The organism is Prochlorococcus sp. MIT 1300 (assembly GCF_034092375.1).
GTDB lineage: Bacteria > Cyanobacteriota > Cyanobacteriia > PCC-6307 > Cyanobiaceae > MIT-1300.
Genome location: NZ_CP139302.1, coordinates 1443900 through 1463713, shown reverse-complemented (window position 1 = coordinate 1463713; position 19814 = coordinate 1443900). Strand labels below are relative to the sequence as shown.

The 19814-nt window shown below is 42.4% G+C and carries 18 protein-coding genes and 2 tRNA genes; 10 read left to right on the top strand and 10 right to left on the bottom strand.

Annotated features, from left to right (window positions below; all coding sequences use genetic code 11):
• Window positions 1-12 precede the first annotated feature (12 nt).
• The 4 genes from SOI83_RS07540 to recA all read left to right on the top strand — a co-directional run bounded on the left by SOI83_RS07540 (window position 13) and on the right by recA (window position 3871).
• Window positions 13-1425, top strand: coding sequence for an AAA family ATPase (locus tag SOI83_RS07540; RefSeq protein WP_320676075.1), 1413 nt, complete (start codon window positions 13-15; stop codon window positions 1423-1425).
• 334 nt (window positions 1426-1759) lie between these two features.
• Window positions 1760-1831, top strand: a tRNA-Gln gene (locus SOI83_RS07535).
• Between the two features lie 16 nt (window positions 1832-1847).
• Window positions 1848-2624, top strand: coding sequence for an HAD family hydrolase (locus SOI83_RS07530; RefSeq protein ID WP_320676074.1), 777 nt, complete (start codon window positions 1848-1850; stop codon window positions 2622-2624).
• Window positions 2625-2755: 131 nt separating this feature from the next.
• Complete coding sequence (gene recA / locus SOI83_RS07525) at window positions 2756-3871, top strand: recombinase RecA (protein WP_414153403.1); 1116 nt, start codon at window positions 2756-2758, stop codon at window positions 3869-3871.
• Between the two features lie 55 nt (window positions 3872-3926).
• Here the strand turns inward: recA and SOI83_RS07520 are convergent, their stop codons facing one another.
• On the bottom strand, window positions 3927-4175 hold the full coding sequence (locus SOI83_RS07520) for a DUF2839 domain-containing protein (protein ID WP_320676072.1): 249 nt from the start codon (window positions 4173-4175) through the stop codon (window positions 3927-3929).
• 41 nt (window positions 4176-4216) lie between these two features.
• A complete protein-coding gene (locus SOI83_RS07515; protein ID WP_320676071.1) occupies window positions 4217-5662 on the bottom strand; it encodes a helicase in 1446 nt (481 codons plus the stop codon).
• 85 nt (window positions 5663-5747) lie between these two features.
• On the opposite strand from SOI83_RS07515, the gene SOI83_RS07510 reads away from it, so the two are divergent.
• Window positions 5748-6635, top strand: coding sequence for a prephenate/arogenate dehydrogenase (locus SOI83_RS07510; protein WP_320676070.1), 888 nt, complete (start codon window positions 5748-5750; stop codon window positions 6633-6635).
• Here the strand turns inward: SOI83_RS07510 and crtD are convergent.
• Window positions 6617-8128: a C-3',4' desaturase CrtD gene (crtD, locus tag SOI83_RS07505; RefSeq protein ID WP_320676069.1), complete on the bottom strand. Its 1512-nt coding sequence runs from the start codon at window positions 8126-8128 to the stop codon at window positions 6617-6619. The two genes, SOI83_RS07510 and crtD, sit on opposite strands and share 19 nt — an antisense overlap.
• A gap of 35 nt (window positions 8129-8163) precedes the next feature.
• On the opposite strand from crtD, the gene SOI83_RS07500 reads away from it, so the two are divergent.
• The gene (locus SOI83_RS07500; protein WP_320676068.1) at window positions 8164-9060 is read left to right on the top strand and encodes a fructosamine kinase family protein; all 897 of its coding nucleotides are present in this window, start codon (window positions 8164-8166) and stop codon (window positions 9058-9060) included.
• A 22-nt stretch (window positions 9061-9082) separates the two neighbouring features.
• Here the strand turns inward: SOI83_RS07500 and SOI83_RS07495 are convergent, their stop codons facing one another.
• On the bottom strand, window positions 9083-9472 hold the full coding sequence (locus SOI83_RS07495; protein WP_320676067.1) for a CAAD domain-containing protein: 390 nt from the start codon (window positions 9470-9472) through the stop codon (window positions 9083-9085).
• A gap of 53 nt (window positions 9473-9525) precedes the next feature.
• Here SOI83_RS07495 and SOI83_RS07490 point away from each other — a divergent pair, with 53 nt between their 5' ends.
• Window positions 9526-10026, top strand: coding sequence for a M67 family metallopeptidase (locus SOI83_RS07490; RefSeq protein WP_320676066.1), 501 nt, complete (start codon window positions 9526-9528; stop codon window positions 10024-10026).
• A gap of 31 nt (window positions 10027-10057) precedes the next feature.
• Window positions 10058-11227, top strand: a complete 1170-nt coding sequence (moeB, locus tag SOI83_RS07485) for a molybdopterin-synthase adenylyltransferase MoeB (RefSeq protein ID WP_320676065.1) — start codon at window positions 10058-10060, stop codon at window positions 11225-11227.
• Here moeB and SOI83_RS07480 read toward each other — a convergent pair.
• The gene (locus SOI83_RS07480; RefSeq protein WP_320676064.1) at window positions 11205-12413 is read right to left on the bottom strand and encodes a cob(I)yrinic acid a,c-diamide adenosyltransferase; all 1209 of its coding nucleotides are present in this window, start codon (window positions 12411-12413) and stop codon (window positions 11205-11207) included. The genes moeB and SOI83_RS07480 overlap by 23 nt on opposite strands.
• A 51-nt stretch (window positions 12414-12464) precedes the next feature.
• On the opposite strand from SOI83_RS07480, the gene larE reads away from it, so the two are divergent.
• Window positions 12465-13340 (top strand): ATP-dependent sacrificial sulfur transferase LarE, encoded by an 876-nt coding sequence (gene larE / locus SOI83_RS07475; RefSeq protein ID WP_320677712.1) that lies wholly within the window; start codon window positions 12465-12467, stop codon window positions 13338-13340.
• A gap of 14 nt (window positions 13341-13354) precedes the next feature.
• Here larE and speD read toward each other — a convergent pair whose 3' ends face one another.
• Both speD and recF read right to left on the bottom strand, forming a co-directional pair.
• Window positions 13355-13852 carry an adenosylmethionine decarboxylase gene (gene speD, locus SOI83_RS07470; RefSeq protein WP_320676063.1) on the bottom strand — a complete coding sequence of 166 codons (498 nt, stop codon included), beginning with the start codon at window positions 13850-13852 and terminating at the stop codon, window positions 13355-13357.
• A 38-nt stretch (window positions 13853-13890) separates the two neighbouring features.
• Window positions 13891-15000: a DNA replication/repair protein RecF gene (recF, locus tag SOI83_RS07465; RefSeq protein ID WP_320676062.1), complete on the bottom strand. Its 1110-nt coding sequence runs from the start codon at window positions 14998-15000 to the stop codon at window positions 13891-13893.
• Window positions 15001-15085: 85 nt separating this feature from the next.
• Here recF and SOI83_RS07460 point away from each other — a divergent pair.
• A tRNA-Arg gene (locus tag SOI83_RS07460) sits at window positions 15086-15159 on the top strand.
• A gap of 24 nt (window positions 15160-15183) precedes the next feature.
• Here SOI83_RS07460 and SOI83_RS07455 read toward each other — a convergent pair.
• The 3 genes from SOI83_RS07455 to gshA are packed head-to-tail and all read right to left on the bottom strand — an operon-like array spanning window position 15184 to window position 19809.
• Entirely contained in the window at window positions 15184-15681 is a 498-nt protein-coding gene (locus SOI83_RS07455; protein ID WP_320676061.1) for an N-acetyltransferase, read from the bottom strand.
• The gene (gene ppc / locus SOI83_RS07450; RefSeq protein ID WP_320677711.1) at window positions 15647-18673 is read right to left on the bottom strand and encodes a phosphoenolpyruvate carboxylase; all 3027 of its coding nucleotides are present in this window, start codon (window positions 18671-18673) and stop codon (window positions 15647-15649) included. The genes SOI83_RS07455 and ppc overlap by 35 nt, the downstream gene beginning before the upstream one ends.
• On the bottom strand, window positions 18670-19809 hold the full coding sequence (gene gshA / locus SOI83_RS07445) for a glutamate--cysteine ligase (protein ID WP_414153447.1): 1140 nt from the start codon (window positions 19807-19809) through the stop codon (window positions 18670-18672). Before gshA ends, ppc begins: the two co-directional genes overlap by 4 nt.
• Window positions 19810-19814 lie beyond the last annotated feature (5 nt).

Sequence of the window (19814 nt, the reverse complement as noted above, 5' to 3'; positions counted from 1 at the left end):
GGGGTTTCGACAATGAAACCAAAACGCATTACAGATGACCTTGACAAAATGTTGGGGCTATTGCCTCCTGGAGTTCAAAAATCTCTATCAAACTCCGGTCAACAAGATGAACTGTTAGAAGTAGTGCTAGATCTTGGCCGGATTCCCGAGGCCCGTTATCCAGACAAAGTCTTAGCTTTAGGCGATAAATATATAACAAAATATGATCTACAAGCGATAGTAAATCGCCTAGGAAAGTTTGGAACAGACAATCGAGCAGGGATCGAACGTACACTGCACCGCATCAGTGCAATTCGCAATCGTCAGCAAGAAATTATTGGCCTTACTTGCCGAGTAGGAAGAGCAATATTTGGGACAGTGGAATTAGTTAGAGATTTACTAAATAGCGGACAATCTCTTTTACTAATGGGACCTCCAGGCATCGGCAAAACCACTGTGCTTAGAGAAATTGCAAGAGTTCTTGCTGAAGACCTGCAAAAAAGAGTTGTAGTTATTGACACAAGTAATGAGATTGCTGGAGATGGTGATATTCCACATCCTGCAATTGGAAGAGCAAGACGCATGCAGGTGGCCAAACCAGAATATCAACATCAAACAATGATTGAAGCTGTGGAGAATCATATGCCGCAAGTAATAGTAATTGACGAAATCGGAACAGAGCTTGAAGCCAATGCAGCACGAACAATTGCAGAAAGAGGAGTACAACTAGTTGCTACAGCCCATGGGAACTCACTTTCAAATTTAATCAAAAATCCAACCCTAAGTGACCTTGTTGGAGGCATCCAATCTGTGACACTAAGCGATGAAGAGGCCAGACGTCGCCGCACTCAAAAAAGCGTCCTTGAAAGAGCTGCTGATCCAACTTTCCCAGTAGCAGTAGAAATAGCTAATAGGAACTCTTGGTTTATTCATACCAACGTAGCGGCAACAATAGATTTAATACTGAGAGGGGAAATTCCTCAGCCGCAAAAACGAAAAATCGACAAGGATGGCCGAATAAAATTAATAGATATGTCCCCTATGGTAAAACATCCAGGGATAAAAAATATAGAAGTCAAAAAACCATCTCCAGTCAAAGAGTCTATTAATTCATCTAACGTCAGCAATGAACCCAAAAAATCACTTAATGGTCAAATCAATTCCAATGGACTTTCTACAGCAATGAAAATACTAAGTTGTGGTATATCCAAACATTTATTAGAGGAAGTAATTAATCAACATGATTGGCCAATAATCTGTGTCAACAAATTAGAAGAAGCAGACGTGTTACTCAGCGCCAAAAACAACCTGGCTGCAGAGAATACACTTAGGAAACAAGCCCGCGAAGAACATATACCTATCTTAGTAATCAAATCAAACACACCTACTCAAGTAGAGAGAGCTCTAGGGAAGCTCTTAGAAAAACATAAATTAAAGGTTGATTAAATTGGATTAAGACTTTCGCTGAAATGATCACAATGCATCGACCTTCATCTAACAAAGTAAATACTTTTCTAGCGCAAAGGCATCGCAAGCTTTGATCTTCTTTTAGGGGTAGAGCCGCAAAGTCAAAAAAACAGCTAAGACCAATTTCATTTTAATCACCATGATGGCCTAAGAACCAACATGGCAAGGGATCAAGCCAAGAGCTCGTATTCCGATAACTTCATAACCTCATACAAAATTCATAGTCATGAATGAATTGACTAATCTGGACAAGCGATGTGTAACTATTGGATACTGGTGAAGACACCTTTATGCAGGTGTTTCTCTAGCTCATTGGGGCGTCGCCAAGCGGTAAGGCAGCGGGTTTTGGTCTCGCCATTCCTAGGTTCGAATCCTAGCGCCCCAGTTTTTCAAATCAGCATGTGGCTTCTCCCTCACCACTCTTAGTCTTTGACTTCGATGGTGTCATTGTCGATGGAATGTTGGAATATTGGTGGAGTGCAAGAAAAGCCTGCATTGACTTATTAGGTGCTGAAGTCAAACAGGCGTCTGCTACTTCTGTACCAAAGTCATTTCGACAGTTAAGGCCTTGGGTTAATCATGGCTGGGAGATGGTTCTTATCGCTACTGAGATATTGCGACCTGAAAGTTCACTGGCTCGCAAAGGAATCAAAGATTTTGCAAACAACTACAAACTGAGATGTAAACAAGCACTAGAGGCACAAGGGTGGACTGCCAATCAACTGCAAGCAGCCCTTGAGAATGTTCGCCAACAAGCATTGACTGAAGATAAAGCCCATTGGCTTGATCTTCATAAACCCTTCCCTATCGTTGTGAAACACCTGCAGAGCCTTAGGGATGAAGGCATCGAGTTAGTTGTCCTAACCACTAAAGGCACCGATTTCACCCATCAGCTACTACAAAGCTTCCACCTCAAGACTTCCATGCTCTTCGGTCATGAAGCCGGAAGCAAAGCTGAAGTCCTTTTGCAATTATCTCTTCAAAGATCATTGCTTGGCTTTGTAGAAGACCGTCGAGAGACACTCGAAAAAATACTCCAAACTCCTGGCCTAACCTCTCTTGCTTGCTATTTAGCTAATTGGGGATATCTAAAGCCAGAAGATTGTCAAGCACTACCAGACGGCATTCAATTACTTAAACAAGAAACACTAACGACCCCCTTGGCGACATGGACTTAATTAGCTAGGGTACGCTTGTACTACTAAAGAAGCCTGCTGCTTGCTGAAGCGCAATTTCAGCCACTCAAGACAGACAGTGCACTTTTGGCTCCTTCCTTAACACCTCTACCATGCCAGTCGACACAAAAAACGTGAACCCAAATACGAACGGTTCCAAAGCAGGCGCACGTTCAGGAGAACGAGACAAGGCTCTTAATCTTGTGCTTGGCCAAATCGAACGCAACTTCGGAAAAGGCTCGATCATGCGACTGGGAGATGCATCCCGCATGCGTGTAGAAACCATATCTACAGGAGCCCTCACACTGGATCTTGCCTTAGGGGGTGGGTATCCAAAAGGCAGAGTTGTAGAAGTCTATGGACCAGAAAGTTCTGGCAAAACCACTCTTACCTTGCATGCAATCGCCGAAGTCCAACGCAAGGGGGGTGTGGCAGCTTTTGTGGACGCCGAACATGCACTCGATCCCGTTTACGCAGCCTCATTAGGAGTAGATATTGAAAACCTGCTGGTTTCTCAACCCGATACAGGGGAAATGGCCCTTGAAATAGTTGACCAACTCGTTCGATCTGCCGCTGTCGACATAGTTGTTGTTGACTCAGTTGCCGCACTAACTCCCAGAGCAGAGATAGAAGGAGAAATGGGCGACCTGGCTGTGGGAAGTCAAGCGCGCCTGATGAGCCAAGCCATGAGGAAAATTACCGGCAACATAGGCAAATCAGGCTGCACGGTGATTTTCCTCAATCAACTAAGACTCAAAATTGGGGTGACTTACGGCAACCCGGAAACAACAACCGGTGGTAATGCACTGAAGTTCTATGCCTCTGTTCGACTCGACATTCGGCGAATTCAAACCCTGAAAAGGGGCACAGAAGAATTTGGTATTAGAGCCAAAGTAAAAGTTGCCAAAAACAAAGTGGCCCCTCCTTTCCGAATAGCCGAATTCGACATTCTTTTTGGCCGTGGCATCAGCACCTTGGGTTGTTTATTGGATCTAGCTGAAGAAACTTCTGTCGTTACCCGCAAAGGTGCTTGGTACAGCTACGAGGGAGATAACATTGGGCAAGGACGCGATAACACGATCACCTGGTTAGAACAAAACTCTGCGGCCTGTGATCAAATTGAAGTCCTTGTCAGAAAAAAACTGACCGAAGGTTCTGAAGTTACCGCAAATTCCATGCGGCCTCTTGCGGCAGCTGCACGAACAGCTGCAACAAAGCCAGTAGTAAATGCTGTAGCCACAGCCGCTTGATACTTGAAAACAAGAAATATTGGATTCAATTAGGTCATCTATGGCCTATTAATAATTATCTAGCATCAGCCGGAGTCCACCAACCAGCTGCGGGACCGACAAAACGCACTACAACCCAAACAGCGACAAGGAGGCCAATACCAATCCAGCCACCACGAATAGTGACTGCATAAAACTGATTTTTTTGATTCTCAGTAATAGGTAACCAAGGAAAAATCCTTGGAGAGGTGTCCTGCTTAGATCTAGTTGCTTTGCTCTGTCTTGGAGGAAGGCCTTGATCGGCGCGGCGTTTGGCTTCTCCCATTGAATTATTGAGCGATTAGAAACTCACAAAGATTAGAACGCTTAATGAGGCAGAAGACGTTGAAGCGGAATCCAGGGCTCCAACGTACTCAAAACTTGCTTACCCCAACTACGTAAACGAACACGTCCGTCCAATATCGCTAATCTTCCTTGATTTACTCGAAGTGACGCAATCGAAGGGGTCAACAAAGCCAAGGCTTCAGGCAACAAAAGACTACGGAACCAATCGCGACCATCACGTTTAAAAGCGTCAACGCGTGCAGCAGTAATAGGTGACTCTAAGCTTGGCAAAGGCAGCAAAGCAACAATAATTTGTTTAGGAAAAGGCAATTGCTCACAATGACTTAACCACCAAGAACAGCGACAACAAATAACACTATTTTCTTGAATACATATCGTCTCATGAACTACTCTTTTCCCAAATACTGCAGCTAACTCACTAGTCAATTTTCTACAAAGAGCAAGATCGTCTAATAAAATAATTGTTATCCCTAATTGTCCAAGAATGAGGCGTCTAGACTGTTCTAGAATATGTTGAGGGTAAACAGGAGAATTTGGTACAGGCTGCACCTGAGGTGCATATAAAGGTATGGCCTTCAAAGAATCAGACTTTTGAAGTTTAACCTGCACTTTTGGAGAAAAATTTATGGCATTTAATTCTTCAAATAAAATCCCAGACCTTCCAGTCTCAGAAATTAATAGGCTAGGGTTTTCATTCAAGAGACCTGGAAGATTTTGCAATGGCTCTAAAGGCTGAATATTCAAATCCCAACTCAAAGAATGACGGTCAACGACAACCCAACTTACCCAGTTGTCGTTGTCGACCTTTAAAACCTCTTCCCAAGGGACTGGCAAAAAAGAAGAATTACTAAGAGCTTTTTGCAATAAATGTATTTCACTTAAATCGACTCTTATTTTGCGATCATAAAGACCAACCTGTGCAAAAATCCTACGGCTCATTCTCTCATATAAAGATAATATTAAAGGTCCAATTTGATAATTACTTAGTAGCAACTGATCCCAGTCATCCGAACTAACTGATATAGTCATTGCATCGCGGAGCCTTTGTGTTAAATAATGTGCCTCAGGAATAATAATTTGCTTAGAATTAAGAAAATTATTTTGATAGGCGTTAATTAATTCTGTTGAATTTAATAACCAAATTTGATCATTAGGAGCAGGGTTTTTATCTTCCCAAACCTGCAAAATAAATCCTTTTCTCTGAAGTCTTAACAGCTGATGTCCCAAAAGATTCCTTCTTTGTTCATCACTAATAACCAATACAGCACCACAATCCTCTAGAGACAGTGGGAGCAAAAGACCTAACCACCAAAAGTCGTAACTCAAAGGACCAATTTGAATAAGGGTATGGTCCTTCCTCCTAAGGCTCCTGGCGATTAAGCGGCCCAAGGTCAAATCATGAGGCCATGAAGAGGTCTCCCCATCTAATAGATGCTTAAGTTGACAGTGAACACGAGCTTCCAACATTGGGGAAACCTATTAATCCCAATCAAGTAGTTCTCCATGTTGGTCAAGAAGCTCAACATAAAACCCCATTTTTAGCGTTTAATTAATGAAGGAACCACAAAAGTCAGTTGGCATTGTTGGGCTAGGACTAATTGGCGGGTCTATAGGCCTTGATCTGCAAGCCAATGGATGGCTAGTCAAAGGACTCACTCATCGAGCAAGCACAGCTGAAAAAGCAAAGAGCAGGAAACTTGCGACTGTCATTAGTACAGACCCAAAAGTCCTTTCAGATTGCAGTCTTGTCATACTTGCTCAACCATTAGCCACTCTATTGAAGCCAGAAGATGCTCTTATTCAGGCATTACCCCCTGAGGGGGTTATTACCGATGTTGGTTCTGTCAAAGTACCGGTTCTTAAGGTTTGGAGGGACTTACATCCCAATTTTGTTGCCAGTCATCCAATGGCTGGAACAAATAATGCGGGAGTCGAAGCAGGCCAAAAGGGATTGTTCAAAGGTCGACCTTGGGTCACAACTCCCGAGAAATCTACCAATCAAGAATCATTGGAAGTTGTATGTCAACTAGCCAATAGTTTAGGAAGCGAGTGGATAATTACCAAAGCAGAAAAACATGATCAGGCGGCCGCACTTATTTCTCATCTTCCAGTATTAGTTAGTGCCGCTTTACTACGTACACTTGAAGAAGTAGCTGACGCAGAAGTGCGAGAGTTAGCCGAGCGACTTGCCTCCAGTGGATTTGCAGATACAACAAGAGTAGGGGGTGGTAATCCGGTTTTGGGGACTTCAATGGCTATGAACAATACAAAAGCAATATTGGAGTATCTAAATGAATATAAATTCAATTTAAGGGCTATTGAAGAAGAAATATCAAAAGAACAATGGGGAGTATTAGAGAATGAATTAAAGCAAACTCAAAGATCCCGTAAATCTTTTCTTAAAAGGCAAAAAAATGATTTTCAAGGAAAAGATAATTGAGAGCCACGCTTAGCAAGTAACTGACGAATAGCCATCAAAGCAGATTGACTAACTCCAGCAGTGCCCTCTCCAGGATGAATAGAATCTCCACACAACCAAAGTCCATCTATAGGGCTTCTACTGGCCAATCCAAAAGGACCAAAATTGTTTGGAGTTTGTCCCAATCCACCTACAATCCCTTTTGGTCTTCCTGTCCATTTGGCAAAACTTTTCGGTGTAGCTAACTCTTGGTGCAACCAGTGATCAGATGGAATTCCCAACCAACATTCCACTGCCCCTCTAATAGCAAAGAGTGAATCTTTTTTCCGGGCCTGGTAATCAGACTCTGACAGTTCAGACCATTCCGAAACCTTAGTGAAAATGCTTGCAGTAATCGTTGCATAACCTATAGGTGCCCTGCCATCACCATCACGGCTTATTGAAATAAAAATAGAGCCCAGATCTTCATTACTTAGTTGAATGTGAGAAGAAGAGAGTTGAGGCAGTGAGTGACGTTCAACCGCACCATATAAAACAAGAGCTCCACTAGGACAAGGTAATTCTAAAAGGCAATTGAAATATGCTGGATATTTCCTTAATAAATGTTGCGGAGCCAAACTTAAAAGGCACTGGGGAGGCAAGCTAAATACAACATCACGTGCATTAATAGTAACAGCATTTCGTCTAAATCTGATTACATTTAACTCCCAATCAAAGCCTTTAGACATAATATCTAGAGACACTACTCGGTGATTTAAAAGTAATTCACCTCCATCTCTCTTAAAGCTCTCCAATAACAATTCACTCAGTACCTGCATAGAGCCTTCAAGGTGCCATAGTCCAAGAGGGGCCTGAGCCATTTGCAATACAGTTGCTCCATAAAGAGCTGCTGTGCGATTCGCTGGCTCTTGAGAATAAAGACGAAGTTGTAAGTCCAAAAATCTCCTGAGTCGATCATCTTGGGCGCAACCGGCCAAACTCATCAGATCTCCAACAGAAAGCCGACTAAACAATGCAGAAGGCAAATTTTCTATCCGCAGTGCTTGCAAAAGCTGTACAAAATCCCAACTATCACGCACAGGGAGAACAGGATCCCTACTAACAAAACCCCAATTACTTTTATGTAAACCAGCACACAACTTCCAAAAGGATTGCGCTCCAGGAAAATGCAATTCTTGTTCTTCTTTCCATTGCTTAGGGTCATACCAAAGCCTTATGAGCTCTGACCCGTCACCCAAGTCAACTAAACAAGCTGGATCTAAAACCTCAGCATTAGGCAAAGGTAAGTTCAAAAAGTTAAAGATTCTGCTGTGGATACCCCCTGGCTCAAAACCAGCAACCTGAGTTGCACCTACATCAAAAACATAAGGCCCCCGCTGAAAAGTACCTGCACAACCACCTACCTGATGATGACTTTCCAACAGAGTTACTTGAATACCTTTATGCGCTAACAAAGCTGCTGCAGTGAGTCCAGCAACCCCTCCACCTATAACTACGACAGGTTCCTCAAGCATGAACCAACGGAGAAAAAACCTAAAGAGATGATCTTATGAACAAAGTAATTTGGGAAGAACTATTTGCCAACACTAAAGCTTTGGCAAATAAAAAAATTAAAGTAACTGAAGCTATATCAGGAGGATCATTTCATCAGGCGTGGAAGCTGACCCTTGAAAAAGATGAAAAACTGTTCGTGAAGTGTGGTCCAAAATCTGCTCTACCAATGTTCTTAGTAGAAGCAGAGGGCCTGAACATTCTCAAACGCTTTGCTGATCCAGTCTTAATGCATATTCCGCAGCCAATATGTGTTCAGCAAATCTCGAACTCAGCAGTGTTAGTTCTACCTTGGCTGAAGTTAGAAAACAAAAGTCAAAGAACTCTAGGGAGTGGCCTTGCCAAATTACACCAATCTTCTGCGTTACAAAACCCTGGCAACTATGGCTGGAATGAAGACGGATTTATTGGTGCAGGGCCACAGCCAGGAGGCTGGGAAAAATGTTGGGGAGACTGTTTTGTCAAACTAAGATTAAATCCACAATTAAGTCTTGCAAGATCTTGGGGATTAGAGCTGTCAGGTATCAAGCAGACACTTGAAGGTCTAACAAATTTCCTTAATGATCACCAACCAAAACCATCATTAGTTCATGGTGATTTATGGAGTGGTAATGCCTTTTCATTAGAAGATGGCAGAGGTGTGCTCATAGATCCAGCATCATGGTGGGCTGATAGAGAGGTAGATATTGCAATGACCAAATTATTCGGAGGATTCTCACAGGATTTTTATCTTGCATATGAAAAAGTCTGGCCTTTACCTAAATCTGCCGAAACAAGAATTGAGCTATACAATTTCTATCATCTGTTGAATCATGCAAATCTTTTTGGTGGTTCATATCAAAAACAATGCTATTCCAGACTAAAAAGTTTGGAACGGCTAATCGCAAAACTTTAAATTGAAAGCAAAGCCTAAATAATTAACCCAAATACTCCTTACGGAGATTTTGAACCCTCTCAAAGACAGCGTTGCGCTTTTCACTAGTAGTCAAATTCTGCCAACTCCACTGCCCAAGAACCACAACTCCCAGCAACTCAAGAAGCCCTGGGACTACAGGCAGGAGATTAATGGTGTCAATTACACCTTTAATAATCACCTGTGCAATGACTACAACAGCAATAATTCCAACCGCTTTTCCGTATTTACCCATTTGCCCCCAATCAACTTGATTAAGGGTCTGATTGACTGATCCCATTACCTGGCTGTATCGCTCTGAGAAACTGTTCTCATCGCCGTTGCTAGTTTCATTGCCCATACTGGAAGTGTCGTTAGTCGAGGCATTGCTTGCCTCAGGACTTGAGTCGCTCATGAACACAACACTGAATGCAAATATGTGTTGAGAATATCGAATACATCTATGTAATGCCAGGGGTTCTGAAATTCGATGGCGATTGCCTGATAGTTCTCCGTGAAAGTCTGCTTGCAGTAGCACCGCAAGAAGGCTGCGCACTATTAGTAGGAGACCACGAAAAATCTGATATATCAGGGTCAAAGAAGATCTGGAATGTTCGACTTATCTGGCCATGCTGCAATATTTGGGGAGACAACTCATTCGCCCTAATTGAACGGCTCAATCCTCAAAGATTTAACCGCGATGACCATTTTTCCAAAGCCAACCATTTTTTAATTGACCCAAGAGAACAATTACACGCACAACGTTGGGCTCGGAAGCACAATTGGGAAGTTTTAGGGTCAGCACACTCTCACCCATTGGGAGAAGCTATACCTTCACGTACAGATCGTTTCTGGGCATCTTCTCCAAGGCTTATGGTGATTCTTTCAAAAACTGGACTAATTCAATCCTGGTGGCTCCCAGGAGGCCAGTCCTCTGCACCTAAGCGAGTGGCGCATTTTGAGAACTAGTAAGAGCATAGTGAAAGCAAGGACAAAATAAATGGCCCATGACATTGCCGACGAAACTTCTTTAAGTAATAAAGAGCTGCTGCGATACGCAAGGCACCTCTCACTTGCAGAGATTGGGATTGAAGGACAAAAGAAACTCAAAGCCTCTTCAGTTCTTTGCGTAGGAAGTGGCGGACTTGGCTCACCTCTTTTGCTTTATCTAGCTTCTGCAGGAGTCGGCAAAATAGGAATAGTAGATTTTGATATTGTTGAAGAATCCAATCTTCAGAGGCAAATAATCCATTCAACCGAGTGGATAGGGGAAAACAAAACTGCATCTGCCAAAGCACGCTTACTTGAAATCAACCCTTTTTGCCAGATAAACTTATACAATGAAAAGATCTCGCCAACAAATGCTCTAGAAATAATTAAACCCTATGATATTGTTTGCGATTGTACAGACAATTTCCCATCACGTTATTTATTAAATGATGCATGTGTGATCCTAGAGAAGCCAAATGTCTATGGCTCAGTCCAGCAGTTTGAAGGGCAAGTTTCAGTATTTAATCTTACGAAAAATAGCCCAAACTATAGGGATCTACTGCCTGTGCCTCCCCCAGAAGAACTGATTCCTTCATGTGCACAGGCTGGTGTTATAGGAGTAGTGCCTGGATTAATTGGTGTTATACAGGCCTCTGAAGTTATCAAAATAATTACAGAGATTGGATCCATTTTAAACGGAAGATTGCTGGTTTTTAATGCACTAAATATGCATTTTAGAGAACTAAAGCTCAAGAAAAATCCCAATAGTGCAAAAATAACTAATTTAATCGACTACAAGAAATTTTGCCAATCAAAGGATACAAGCAAAGATCTTGAAATCACTAATCAGATTGAAACCATATCAGCTGGAAAGTTAAAAATTATGATGTCGGAAAACCCAGACTCAATAATTCTTATAGATGTAAGAATGCCTCATGAAAATCAAATATCTTCCATCAAAGGGGCTAAACTATACCCTCTTTCACAAATAGAGAATGGGGAATTAGTAGAAGAAATCAAAGCAATGGCTAAAGGGCGAAAACTCTTTATCCATTGCAAAAGTGGTCATAGGTCCCTTAAAGCCATTCGAGAGCTTTCTCGCCATGGCATTAAAGGAATTAATGTAATTGGAGGGATAGATGCATGGAATGCAGAAACTAATAATCCACACCCCGCTTAAGGTCAACTCCTTGTTCTGCATAGTGCTTATGACAAACCATTTCGGAATGGACACTTGCTAAATCAAAATAAGCGGGGGGATTTTTACATCTTCCAGTAATTACCACTTCAGTTTCGGCTGGCTTACGCAGCAAAGTTTGAACAATTGGTTCAACAGGTAGTAATTCTAAATCAACACTTGGGTTCAATTCATCAAGTATAACTGTTTTATAGAGTCCGCTAGTTATTGCAGCCCTAGCTATCTCCCAAGCTCTTTCAGCTTCAACATAATCAATCGGTTTTTGTTGCCCTCTCCAAACAATCGCATCCCTCCCAGAGCGAAGATGATCAACTAAATGCGGGTAACTCTCGCGGAGAGCCTCAATTGCTGCATCCTCGGTATAACCAGTTCCGCCTTTCAACCATTGCAAAATCAATACTCGATGACTTTTATCCTGGCTAATTCCTTTACCTATGGCCTGCAAAGCCTTACCTAATGCACTGGTAGATTTCCCCTTTCCTTCTCCTGTATAAACCTCAATTCCTCCATTCATATGTAGATTTGAAATGTTAATTTCACTATTTTCAGGCCGCCTATGTGCACGCATTTCTGAATGCAAATCAGCGACTTGAATTAAATCCTTTGGCGCAGCTCTACCAGTAATAATTATTTCCATGCCTGCAGGTCTACTTTTAAGTGTTTGGACAACATCTTCTACAGGTAACAAGTCAAGGTCCAAAACAGGGTTTAACTCATCAAGTACAACGACCGAATAAAGAGCACTTGCGATAGCTCCCTTTGCGATATCCCAACCTCGACGAGCCTCCTGAAGATCAAATTTGGTTACCTCTTCAGCAGTAAAAAAATCTCCCCGTCCAGTACGGACCTGATCAATTAAATGAGGGAAGCCCTGCTGCAGAGCCTCAATCGCAGCATCCTCGTCGTAAGAGCGCCCAGGCCCCTTCAAAAACCTTAATAACAAAACTCTTGTACGCCTTTTTTCACATATGCCCAATCCAATCGTGCGTAAAACAACACCTAAGGCAGCCTGACTTTTCCCCTTCCCATCACCGTCATAAACGTGAAGCTGGCCCTGTAATCGCTCCTGACTATCAGAAGCCGTTACAATCCCAATCCCTCTAGCCCTTTTGGCTCGAGAAGATTGACTAGTTGTTGAATTGCTTCCTTTGTCCGTTGATGACTCCATCTAAGGATCGATTTACTTTTGGAGCTTAACCAGAACAAGACGAGAGAAATGATGGTTGAACGAAATGCAAAAGGTAGCTTGTTTCGCCAATTGGAGGCTCTACCGAAATTCGAACAAGACCAACTGAATCTCTTACGAAAGAATATTGCACAACTGAAGCATGTTTGTGTTGCCTATTCAGGAGGCGTGGATAGCACTCTTGTCACAGCCATAGCGCAAGAACAACTAGGCACAGATGCTTTAGCCATTACAGGTGTATCTCCAGCCTTGGCACCCCATCTTCTAGTTGAAGCAAGAAAACAAGCCTTATGGATAGGCATTCGTCATATTGAGTGTGAAACCAATGAACTAAAAGATCCTGGGTATAACGAGAACCCAGAAGATCGTTGTTTTGCATGCAAAAAGGAACTGCATACACATTTGAAGGTCATTGCACAAGCCTCCCAAGGCTCACAGGTTATTGATGGAGTCAACCATGATGACCTTGCCGATTATCGTCCAGGGATCGAAGCAGCAAAAAAAGCAGGCGTAATTTCACCATTAGCAGATTTAGGCATCTCGAAGATTGGTGTTCGCAAAATTTCAAAAGCACTTGGATTCCCCTGGTGGGAAAAACCAGCACAACCATGTTTATCGTCACGCTTTCCATATGGGCAAATGATCAGCTCTGAACTTTTATCTCAAGTGAATAAAGCAGAAAGCTGGCTAAGAAACAATGGATTCCCTATATCAAGAGTAAGAGTTCAAGGCTTAAGCGCATCTATTGAATTACCTTCGGAGCGCATTGGCGACTTCCTATATAACATAAATAGAAAAGAAATTGTAGACTATTTCCTTAAACTAGGATTCAATACAGTAACTTTAGATCTTGAAGGATTAATCAGTGGAAAGTTAAACCGCTCAATCAAAATAAGATCTAAAAAATAATAAATTTTCAGATCTTAGCTGTTGCGATATCTGCCAGAAGTTTCTATTGGAGTTCTAATTTCCTTTGTTAAGGATTCAGGCGTTTCTCTCTTAAAGCTTTTTAGAGAGAAACTTTTAGCAGAAAACTCTCGCCTTAAAAACTCGCATGCCAGTTCTGGCATTGTGTGATCTCCACAAGTAAATACATCGACTGCTGCATAACCACTTTCTGGCCATGTATGAATGGAAATATGGGATTCAGCTAAAAGAGCCAAACCAGTGACCCCTTGGGGCTCAAATCGATGAGTAATTAAATTTAAAAGTGTTGCCCCAGCCCCCTTTGCAGCTGATGTTATAGAAGTCCTCAAAAACGCTTCGTCATTCAGTTTTGCTTTATCGCATTCATACAATTCGAGGATGCAATGCTTGCCAACCATATCTGTCGAACCATCAGCAGCTGAGCAAGAAAACTCCTGACAGTCAGCATGGTCCCATCCTGGATTCGGATGCAGGCAAGACAAAATGTGCTCCATCTGGCCAAGGGGAAAGGCTGACTACCTTAACTGACGCCTCAAATTGAATTAAGCGACTCAGCTCGAAGCACTTGAGAATGCTTTTGCCAATCACCCTCAAACAATTGCAGGTGGGTGGCACTTACTAAACATTGATGAGTCTCCCCTACAGCCTTAAGCAAGAGCATCTGTCTCATCGGATCTAATTCAGCCAACACATCATCAAGCAACAATAAAGGGGGCTCTCCAAAGACCTGCCCAACCAATTCAAGTTCTGCAAGTTTCAATGCAAGAACAACAGTGCGTTGTTGCCCGGAAGAAGCAAAGCGCCTAGCGACAACTCCATTGAGTAAAAGGCCCACTTCATCCCGATGAGGACCAACGCGACAAGCGCCTAATCTCTCCTCATCTGCGCGCTGAGCTAATAGCTGCTTTTCAATGGAAAATCTCCAAGGCTGCTCAGCCTCTTCCCCCTCTAAACAACTTCCAGGCATATAAACCAACTCCAAACTTTCTTGACCTTTACTAAGTGTCTGTTGCCAAGTTGCAGCCAATGGCTGTAAATGTGCCAAAGCTCTAGCCCGCCGACGATGTATACGAGTACTTACTAAGGCCAATTGAACATCGAAAGCATCAAGCATCGAGTCCCTCTCATGGATTGATGACCATTGCTGCCAATTTCGCCATAGTTGAGATCTTTGTCTTAAAAGCTTGGTATATCTCGTAATCAAGTCTGAATAAATTGGTTCCAGTTGCTGTACAACTCGATCCAACCAATTTCTTCTAAGGCTAGGTTCACCCCTTACCAATTCAAGATCAAGAGAACTAAAACCAACACACCTCAAGGGGCCAATTAAATCCAGTTGCCTGCCAAGGAGCTTTTCGTTTCTTCTTGCTTGGCGCCCACCCTTTCGTTTCAGTTCCAGCTCAAGGCTTTCATTATCATTTGCAATCGCACGAATTATCGCCTTATTTGAATCCCAATTAATAAGATCTTGATCTCTGCTACAACGGTGAGAGCGCAAACTACCAACGAGCTCTACAGCCTCTAAGAGATTTGATTTTCCAGTTCCATTAGGTCCAGTGATCAATAGCCTGCGTTCAGTCAAATCCAACTGAAGGCTCTCATAGTTTCGAAACCCACTTAGTTCTAGCCGTTGAAGCCGCATGGAAGTGTTAGCAGCTTGTGATTAAGGTAACTTGATATATGCCACTGATGAGTCTTGCTCTATTAGTGGTACGAGGCCTTATCAAGGGCATGTAGCTCAGTTGGATAGAGCATCAGATTCCGGTTCTGAGGGTCGGGGGTTCGAGTCCCTCCATGCTCGTAAATCTTTGAAATTCAACAAGGCTTATTTGAGCCTTAACCCCATAGCTCTAATTCCCCCTGGGTCCACTAAAAAACCATAATCCTTCAAAGCTCCTAACGCCATAGAGGAACCAGAAACAGAAATGCTACATCCAGGCATCTGACGCTTCAAAGTTCCAAGCATTTGAAAAATTAACACCGAAAAGAAATGATGTTGCTGTTGACCAGGAAGAGCTACAAGATTCCAAAGATTTGCATTTAACCCCATGTCACTAGTAGCTCTCACGAAGCCAACAAGCTTGAATGTCTTTTCTTCTAATATACTCAAATGGCAAAAACTCCTTTGTAAAGCTAAAGTCAATTTCTCATTAGGATGTGTTGATTCATGGCACAAAGAAAGTAATCGATTCAAATCATCAGGATTGGGTACTTTTTCCCAATCCAAGCTAAAGCCAATAGGGAGTTCTGGCGAAGAAGAATTAGGTGTCAAACGAAACAAAGTTTTATCAACCCGTATTACGCATTCCCGCAGCAATTCCATTAATAGTTAGTAATGCACCCCTAAGAAGCTCACTACGGCTATAGGTTCTTCCATCTGACATTGAGGAAGGAGATTCACTTATAGGGGGCTGACGATTCTGATCACGCAATCTCTTAAGTAATGCCACTTGGAGAAAACCAAGAGGAACAATAGTGCGATTACGGAGGTCAACCGATAACTGAAGCGCAGGATCTGCTCCAAGTAGTCTTTTGTGACCAGTAATATCAAGAATCAATTTCCTAGTAAGGCCATATTCCTTAGCAATAATTTCGAAGATCCCATTAAAGGCCTCTCGATTATCTGCACTCCCTAAACTCGCCATATAATGATGAGCAAGTTCCAAGTCAACTTTGGAAAGAGTCATCTCAACTTTAGAAATCAACATTCGAAAAAAAGGCCAGCGTTGATTAAGTGTGCGCAATAGAATTAATTGATCAGAATCTGCTTCAACTTCAGCTGCCAAGGCTGTTCCTACGCCAAACCAACTAGGCAAAAGAAAACGACTTTGCGTCCATCCAAATACCCATGGGATAGCTCTTAAACTAGAAAGATCTTTAGCTCCACTCTTTCTCCTCGCGGGTCGGCTAGAAATCTGTAACTTACTGATTTCTTCAATAGGAGTGACCTCCTGGAAAAAAGCTACCAAGTCAGGATTATCATGAACTAACGCACGATAATGTTCACGAGAACGTGCGGCCAATCTGGTCATAAGGTCATTCCAACTTGGAGTTGCATCAAGTTGGTTCTTTACAAGGCTATTTTGTAAAACAGCAGTAGTCACAGTTTCCAAATTATATAAAGCCAACTCCGGCAAACTATATTTAGAAGCAAGCACTTCACCCTGCTCAGTGATTTTTATTCGACCTTGCAATGTCCCACTTGGTTGAGCCAAAATTGCTTGATATGCTGGTCCACCACCTCTACCCACAGAGCCACCTCTACCATGAAAAAGTCTAAGAACCACACCTTGTCGAGAAGCAAGATCTTGTAAAGCAATTTGTGCTTGATGAATCTCCCAGTTACTAGAAAGAAAACCAGAATCTTTATTACTATCTGAATACCCAAGCATTAATTCCTGAAGGGGTTGTACTTGCTGACCAACTCGAGGGAGCAAATTTCGATATATATCAGTCTTAAAGAGCTCTTCCATCACTGAAGGAGCTCTTTGAAGGTCTTCAACAGTTTCGAACAGAGGAACAACTAATAAATCAGCATTTCCTGCTGAAGGGTCCACCAAGCCTGCCTCTTTAGCCAATAAAAGAACTTCCAAAAGATCTGAAACTGTGTGACTCATTGAAATCACATAAGTTCCGCAAATCCGACTCCCAAATTCCTCCTGCAATCGATGCAACATTCTAAAAACTGCAACTGTCTCAGAAGTACTTGGAGACCAATCAACAGCTGAAGGTATTAATGGCCTTCGAGTTTGCAGCTCCTCCATCAACCAACTAACTTTCTCATCCTCAGACATGTTTCCATATGATTTAGTCAAATTTAGATAACGCGTGAGCTCGTCTAAGGCATCACTATGTCTGGTACTTTCTTGACGTATATCCAAACTTGCTAGAGAAAAGCCGAAGATATTAACTTGAGTCAAAAGAGTGTCTAATGATTCACAACTTAAAGCCGTACTTACAAGGCTATTACGTATCAATTCCAGATCACTACGGAATTCAGCAACAGATCCATAATGAAAAGACTCGCCTGCCGAGTTCGTAGCAGTTAGAGGGCTAATTACTTCTGGAGGTGTCTGCCAACCTGCCTCTGCTAATTGTTGGTTACGAAGCTGTGTAAGTCTTAACCTTTCAAGCGTATAGCTGAGTTTCAAGCGATAAGGTTCCAATCTATAACGTGCGGCACGTTCCTCGTAGACTTCCGGGAAACGAAGCCTATCCATCTCTAAAGATTCAAGCAAAGGAGAACTCACTTGACTCCATTGCATAGAAATACTTAATTGATCTCTAAGGCATTTAACAGCTGTTACATATCTCTCAAGCATCAATTGACGCTGATAGCAAGCTGTACGCCAAGTAATCGCAGGAGTAACTGAAGGATTCCCATCTCGATCAGAGCCCACCCATGATCCAAAGGTACAAAAGCCCGCCTGAGGTATATCTACATCTGGATAACTAGCACGCAAAGCAGAACTAATTCGTCTACTAAGTTGAGGCATTGCATCAAACAAAACCTGCTGAAAATAATGAAGTGCGTAATCAACCTCATCCAACACAGAAGGCTTAAACTGATGCAACTCATCTGTTCTCCACCAAAGCCTTATCTCTTCCTCTAACTGGAGCCTAAGACTTCCTTTTTCAGAGTCAGAGTAAACTTTATCAGATTGCAATTGCTGCAAAAGGCTTGCCACCTTTCGCTGCTTATGTCGCACAGTATGTCGCACAATTTCTGTAGGGTGAGCAGTAAAGACCAAACGAATATCCAGTTCGGAAAGAAGAGTCTCCAATTGGGCAGGAGGAACATTTAATCTCCGAAGCCTTTCAAACAATTCACGGAAAGTGGCTGGATCAGTCTGACTGGCTAATGGAGGCGCAAATGGATCAAAAAGCTCTTCATCTTCATTAGTATTTATCTTATTAATACTTTCTAAATAACTATCCTCTTCAATCCGTTGCTCGAGAATATTAACTAACTGGAAATAAAGAGAAAAAGCCCTTGCAGCTGAAATTGCCTCTGCCAGATCCATCTCTCGAATCAAAAGCACAATCGCAACGCTCGTACTATTCGAGTTTCCTTCCTCTAGACCAATGGGATCACTAAGCTTTTTCAACCTCAATAATCGCTCTGCTTGTTCAGGTGGACATTCACTTCTAAGAACCGTCTGCCAAAGATCTTCAACCAACTCTAAGCGTTGCTTCAAAAGCCGACCTGAAGTCTCCTCACTCAATACCTGACCTCTATCGCGATCTTGCTGACAAGATTGAGGTGAGGAGTGCTTCATGGAAGCATTATCAGATTCTGGCTGCAGCATGATCATCCCAACATCACCCCTCCCCTGCCTGTAAACGTTTCTTCTGCCTGCATAGCAACAATGCTTTTCTGGAGCACTGCTTCTACCGATTGACCTGTTGAATAAGCTTCTAGCCATTGCATGGCCTGATTACCGTGAGTGATAACCGAATACAAAGGCTTTAATTGATCACTTAACCCCATCTCAACAGCAAGTGGCGTGACCTCCTCCAGGATTTGATCAAGCCATTCTCTGCACACGATTGAACTTCCATCGCGCCAATGATGCAATGTTGAATTTAAACTCGCTTCAGCGGCAGCAACATCGTTCTTATTGCTCAATTCTGCAAGCTCATATTTATCCAATTGACTAGCTAGAAATGGATCGTTGAGATTTGGACTCCGAACAATGCTCAAAACTCGCAGCTCCAACAATGCAGTCACAGCCAAGAGCACATTTGTATCAGTAATTAAGTCACAAATCCGAAGTTCTAACCGATTTAACTGATAGGGACGTTTAGGTCCATTAGGTCTTACCGAAGTCCAAAAATGCCGCTCATTAGTCATATTCCCAGTTTCAAGCTGCTCTTCAACCCAACTAACATAGTGACCATGGTTTGCAAATAGTGGGACATTTAATGGAGTCAAAGGGAACTGAACCCATCTTTGTGAATGCATCCCTGTACTTAAGCCATTTAAAAAAGGCGAGCTAGCTGAAAGAGCAAGAAATAAAGCAGCTTCACAACGAACTAATCGCAATGCTGCAAACAAGACAGACAAATCTTCTATGCCAAGATTTATATGAATACTGGCTGTGACTACACGCGTTCCATAAGTGGCTTCAATCAAATCATGATATGGGTTAACCGGGTCGGAACGCTCGAACCTTTCACTATCACCCAAACTCAAGGTACTGCCAGGAAGAATCGTTAAATTTTTCAAAGAAAGCCATTCTCTCAATCTCCTTCGTGGGGCAAGAAGAGCCTCACTCAAAAGAGCATAATCTTTTATTGGACTAGTGATGTATTCAATATTGCGATGATCAGGCTCTTTTACAAAATCATGGAGGTCACGTGTAACTTCTACAGCCACTCCAACATTTTGACCGTTAGGACTTCCAGTAAAGAGTTCTACTTCAAACCCTTTCAATAACAACTGATTCATCACTA

Coding starts and splice junctions, on each gene's coding strand:
- SOI83_RS07540 (WP_320676075.1), top strand. CDS start 13: ATGAAACCAAAACGCATTACAGATGACCTTGACAAAATGTTGGGGCTA.
- SOI83_RS07515 (WP_320676071.1), bottom strand. CDS start 5,662: ATGTTGGAAGCTCGTGTTCACTGTCAACTTAAGCATCTATTAGATGGG.
- SOI83_RS07520 (WP_320676072.1), bottom strand. CDS start 4,175: ATGGGAGAAGCCAAACGCCGCGCCGATCAAGGCCTTCCTCCAAGACAG.
- SOI83_RS07495 (WP_320676067.1), bottom strand. CDS start 9,472: ATGAGCGACTCAAGTCCTGAGGCAAGCAATGCCTCGACTAACGACACT.
- moeB (WP_320676065.1), top strand. CDS start 10,058: ATGGCCCATGACATTGCCGACGAAACTTCTTTAAGTAATAAAGAGCTG.
- SOI83_RS07455 (WP_320676061.1), bottom strand. CDS start 15,681: ATGGAATTGCTGCGGGAATGCGTAATACGGGTTGATAAAACTTTGTTT.
- ppc (WP_320677711.1), bottom strand. CDS start 18,673: ATGATCATGCTGCAGCCAGAATCTGATAATGCTTCCATGAAGCACTCC.
- speD (WP_320676063.1), bottom strand. CDS start 13,852: ATGGAGCACATTTTGTCTTGCCTGCATCCGAATCCAGGATGGGACCAT.
- SOI83_RS07510 (WP_320676070.1), top strand. CDS start 5,748: ATGAAGGAACCACAAAAGTCAGTTGGCATTGTTGGGCTAGGACTAATT.
- crtD (WP_320676069.1), bottom strand. CDS start 8,128: ATGCTTGAGGAACCTGTCGTAGTTATAGGTGGAGGGGTTGCTGGACTC.
- gshA (WP_414153447.1), bottom strand. CDS start 19,809: ATGAATCAGTTGTTATTGAAAGGGTTTGAAGTAGAACTCTTTACTGGA.
- SOI83_RS07480 (WP_320676064.1), bottom strand. CDS start 12,413: ATGGAGTCATCAACGGACAAAGGAAGCAATTCAACAACTAGTCAATCT.
- recF (WP_320676062.1), bottom strand. CDS start 15,000: ATGCGGCTTCAACGGCTAGAACTAAGTGGGTTTCGAAACTATGAGAGC.
- SOI83_RS07500 (WP_320676068.1), top strand. CDS start 8,164: ATGAACAAAGTAATTTGGGAAGAACTATTTGCCAACACTAAAGCTTTG.
- larE (WP_320677712.1), top strand. CDS start 12,465: ATGGTTGAACGAAATGCAAAAGGTAGCTTGTTTCGCCAATTGGAGGCT.
- SOI83_RS07490 (WP_320676066.1), top strand. CDS start 9,526: ATGCCAGGGGTTCTGAAATTCGATGGCGATTGCCTGATAGTTCTCCGT.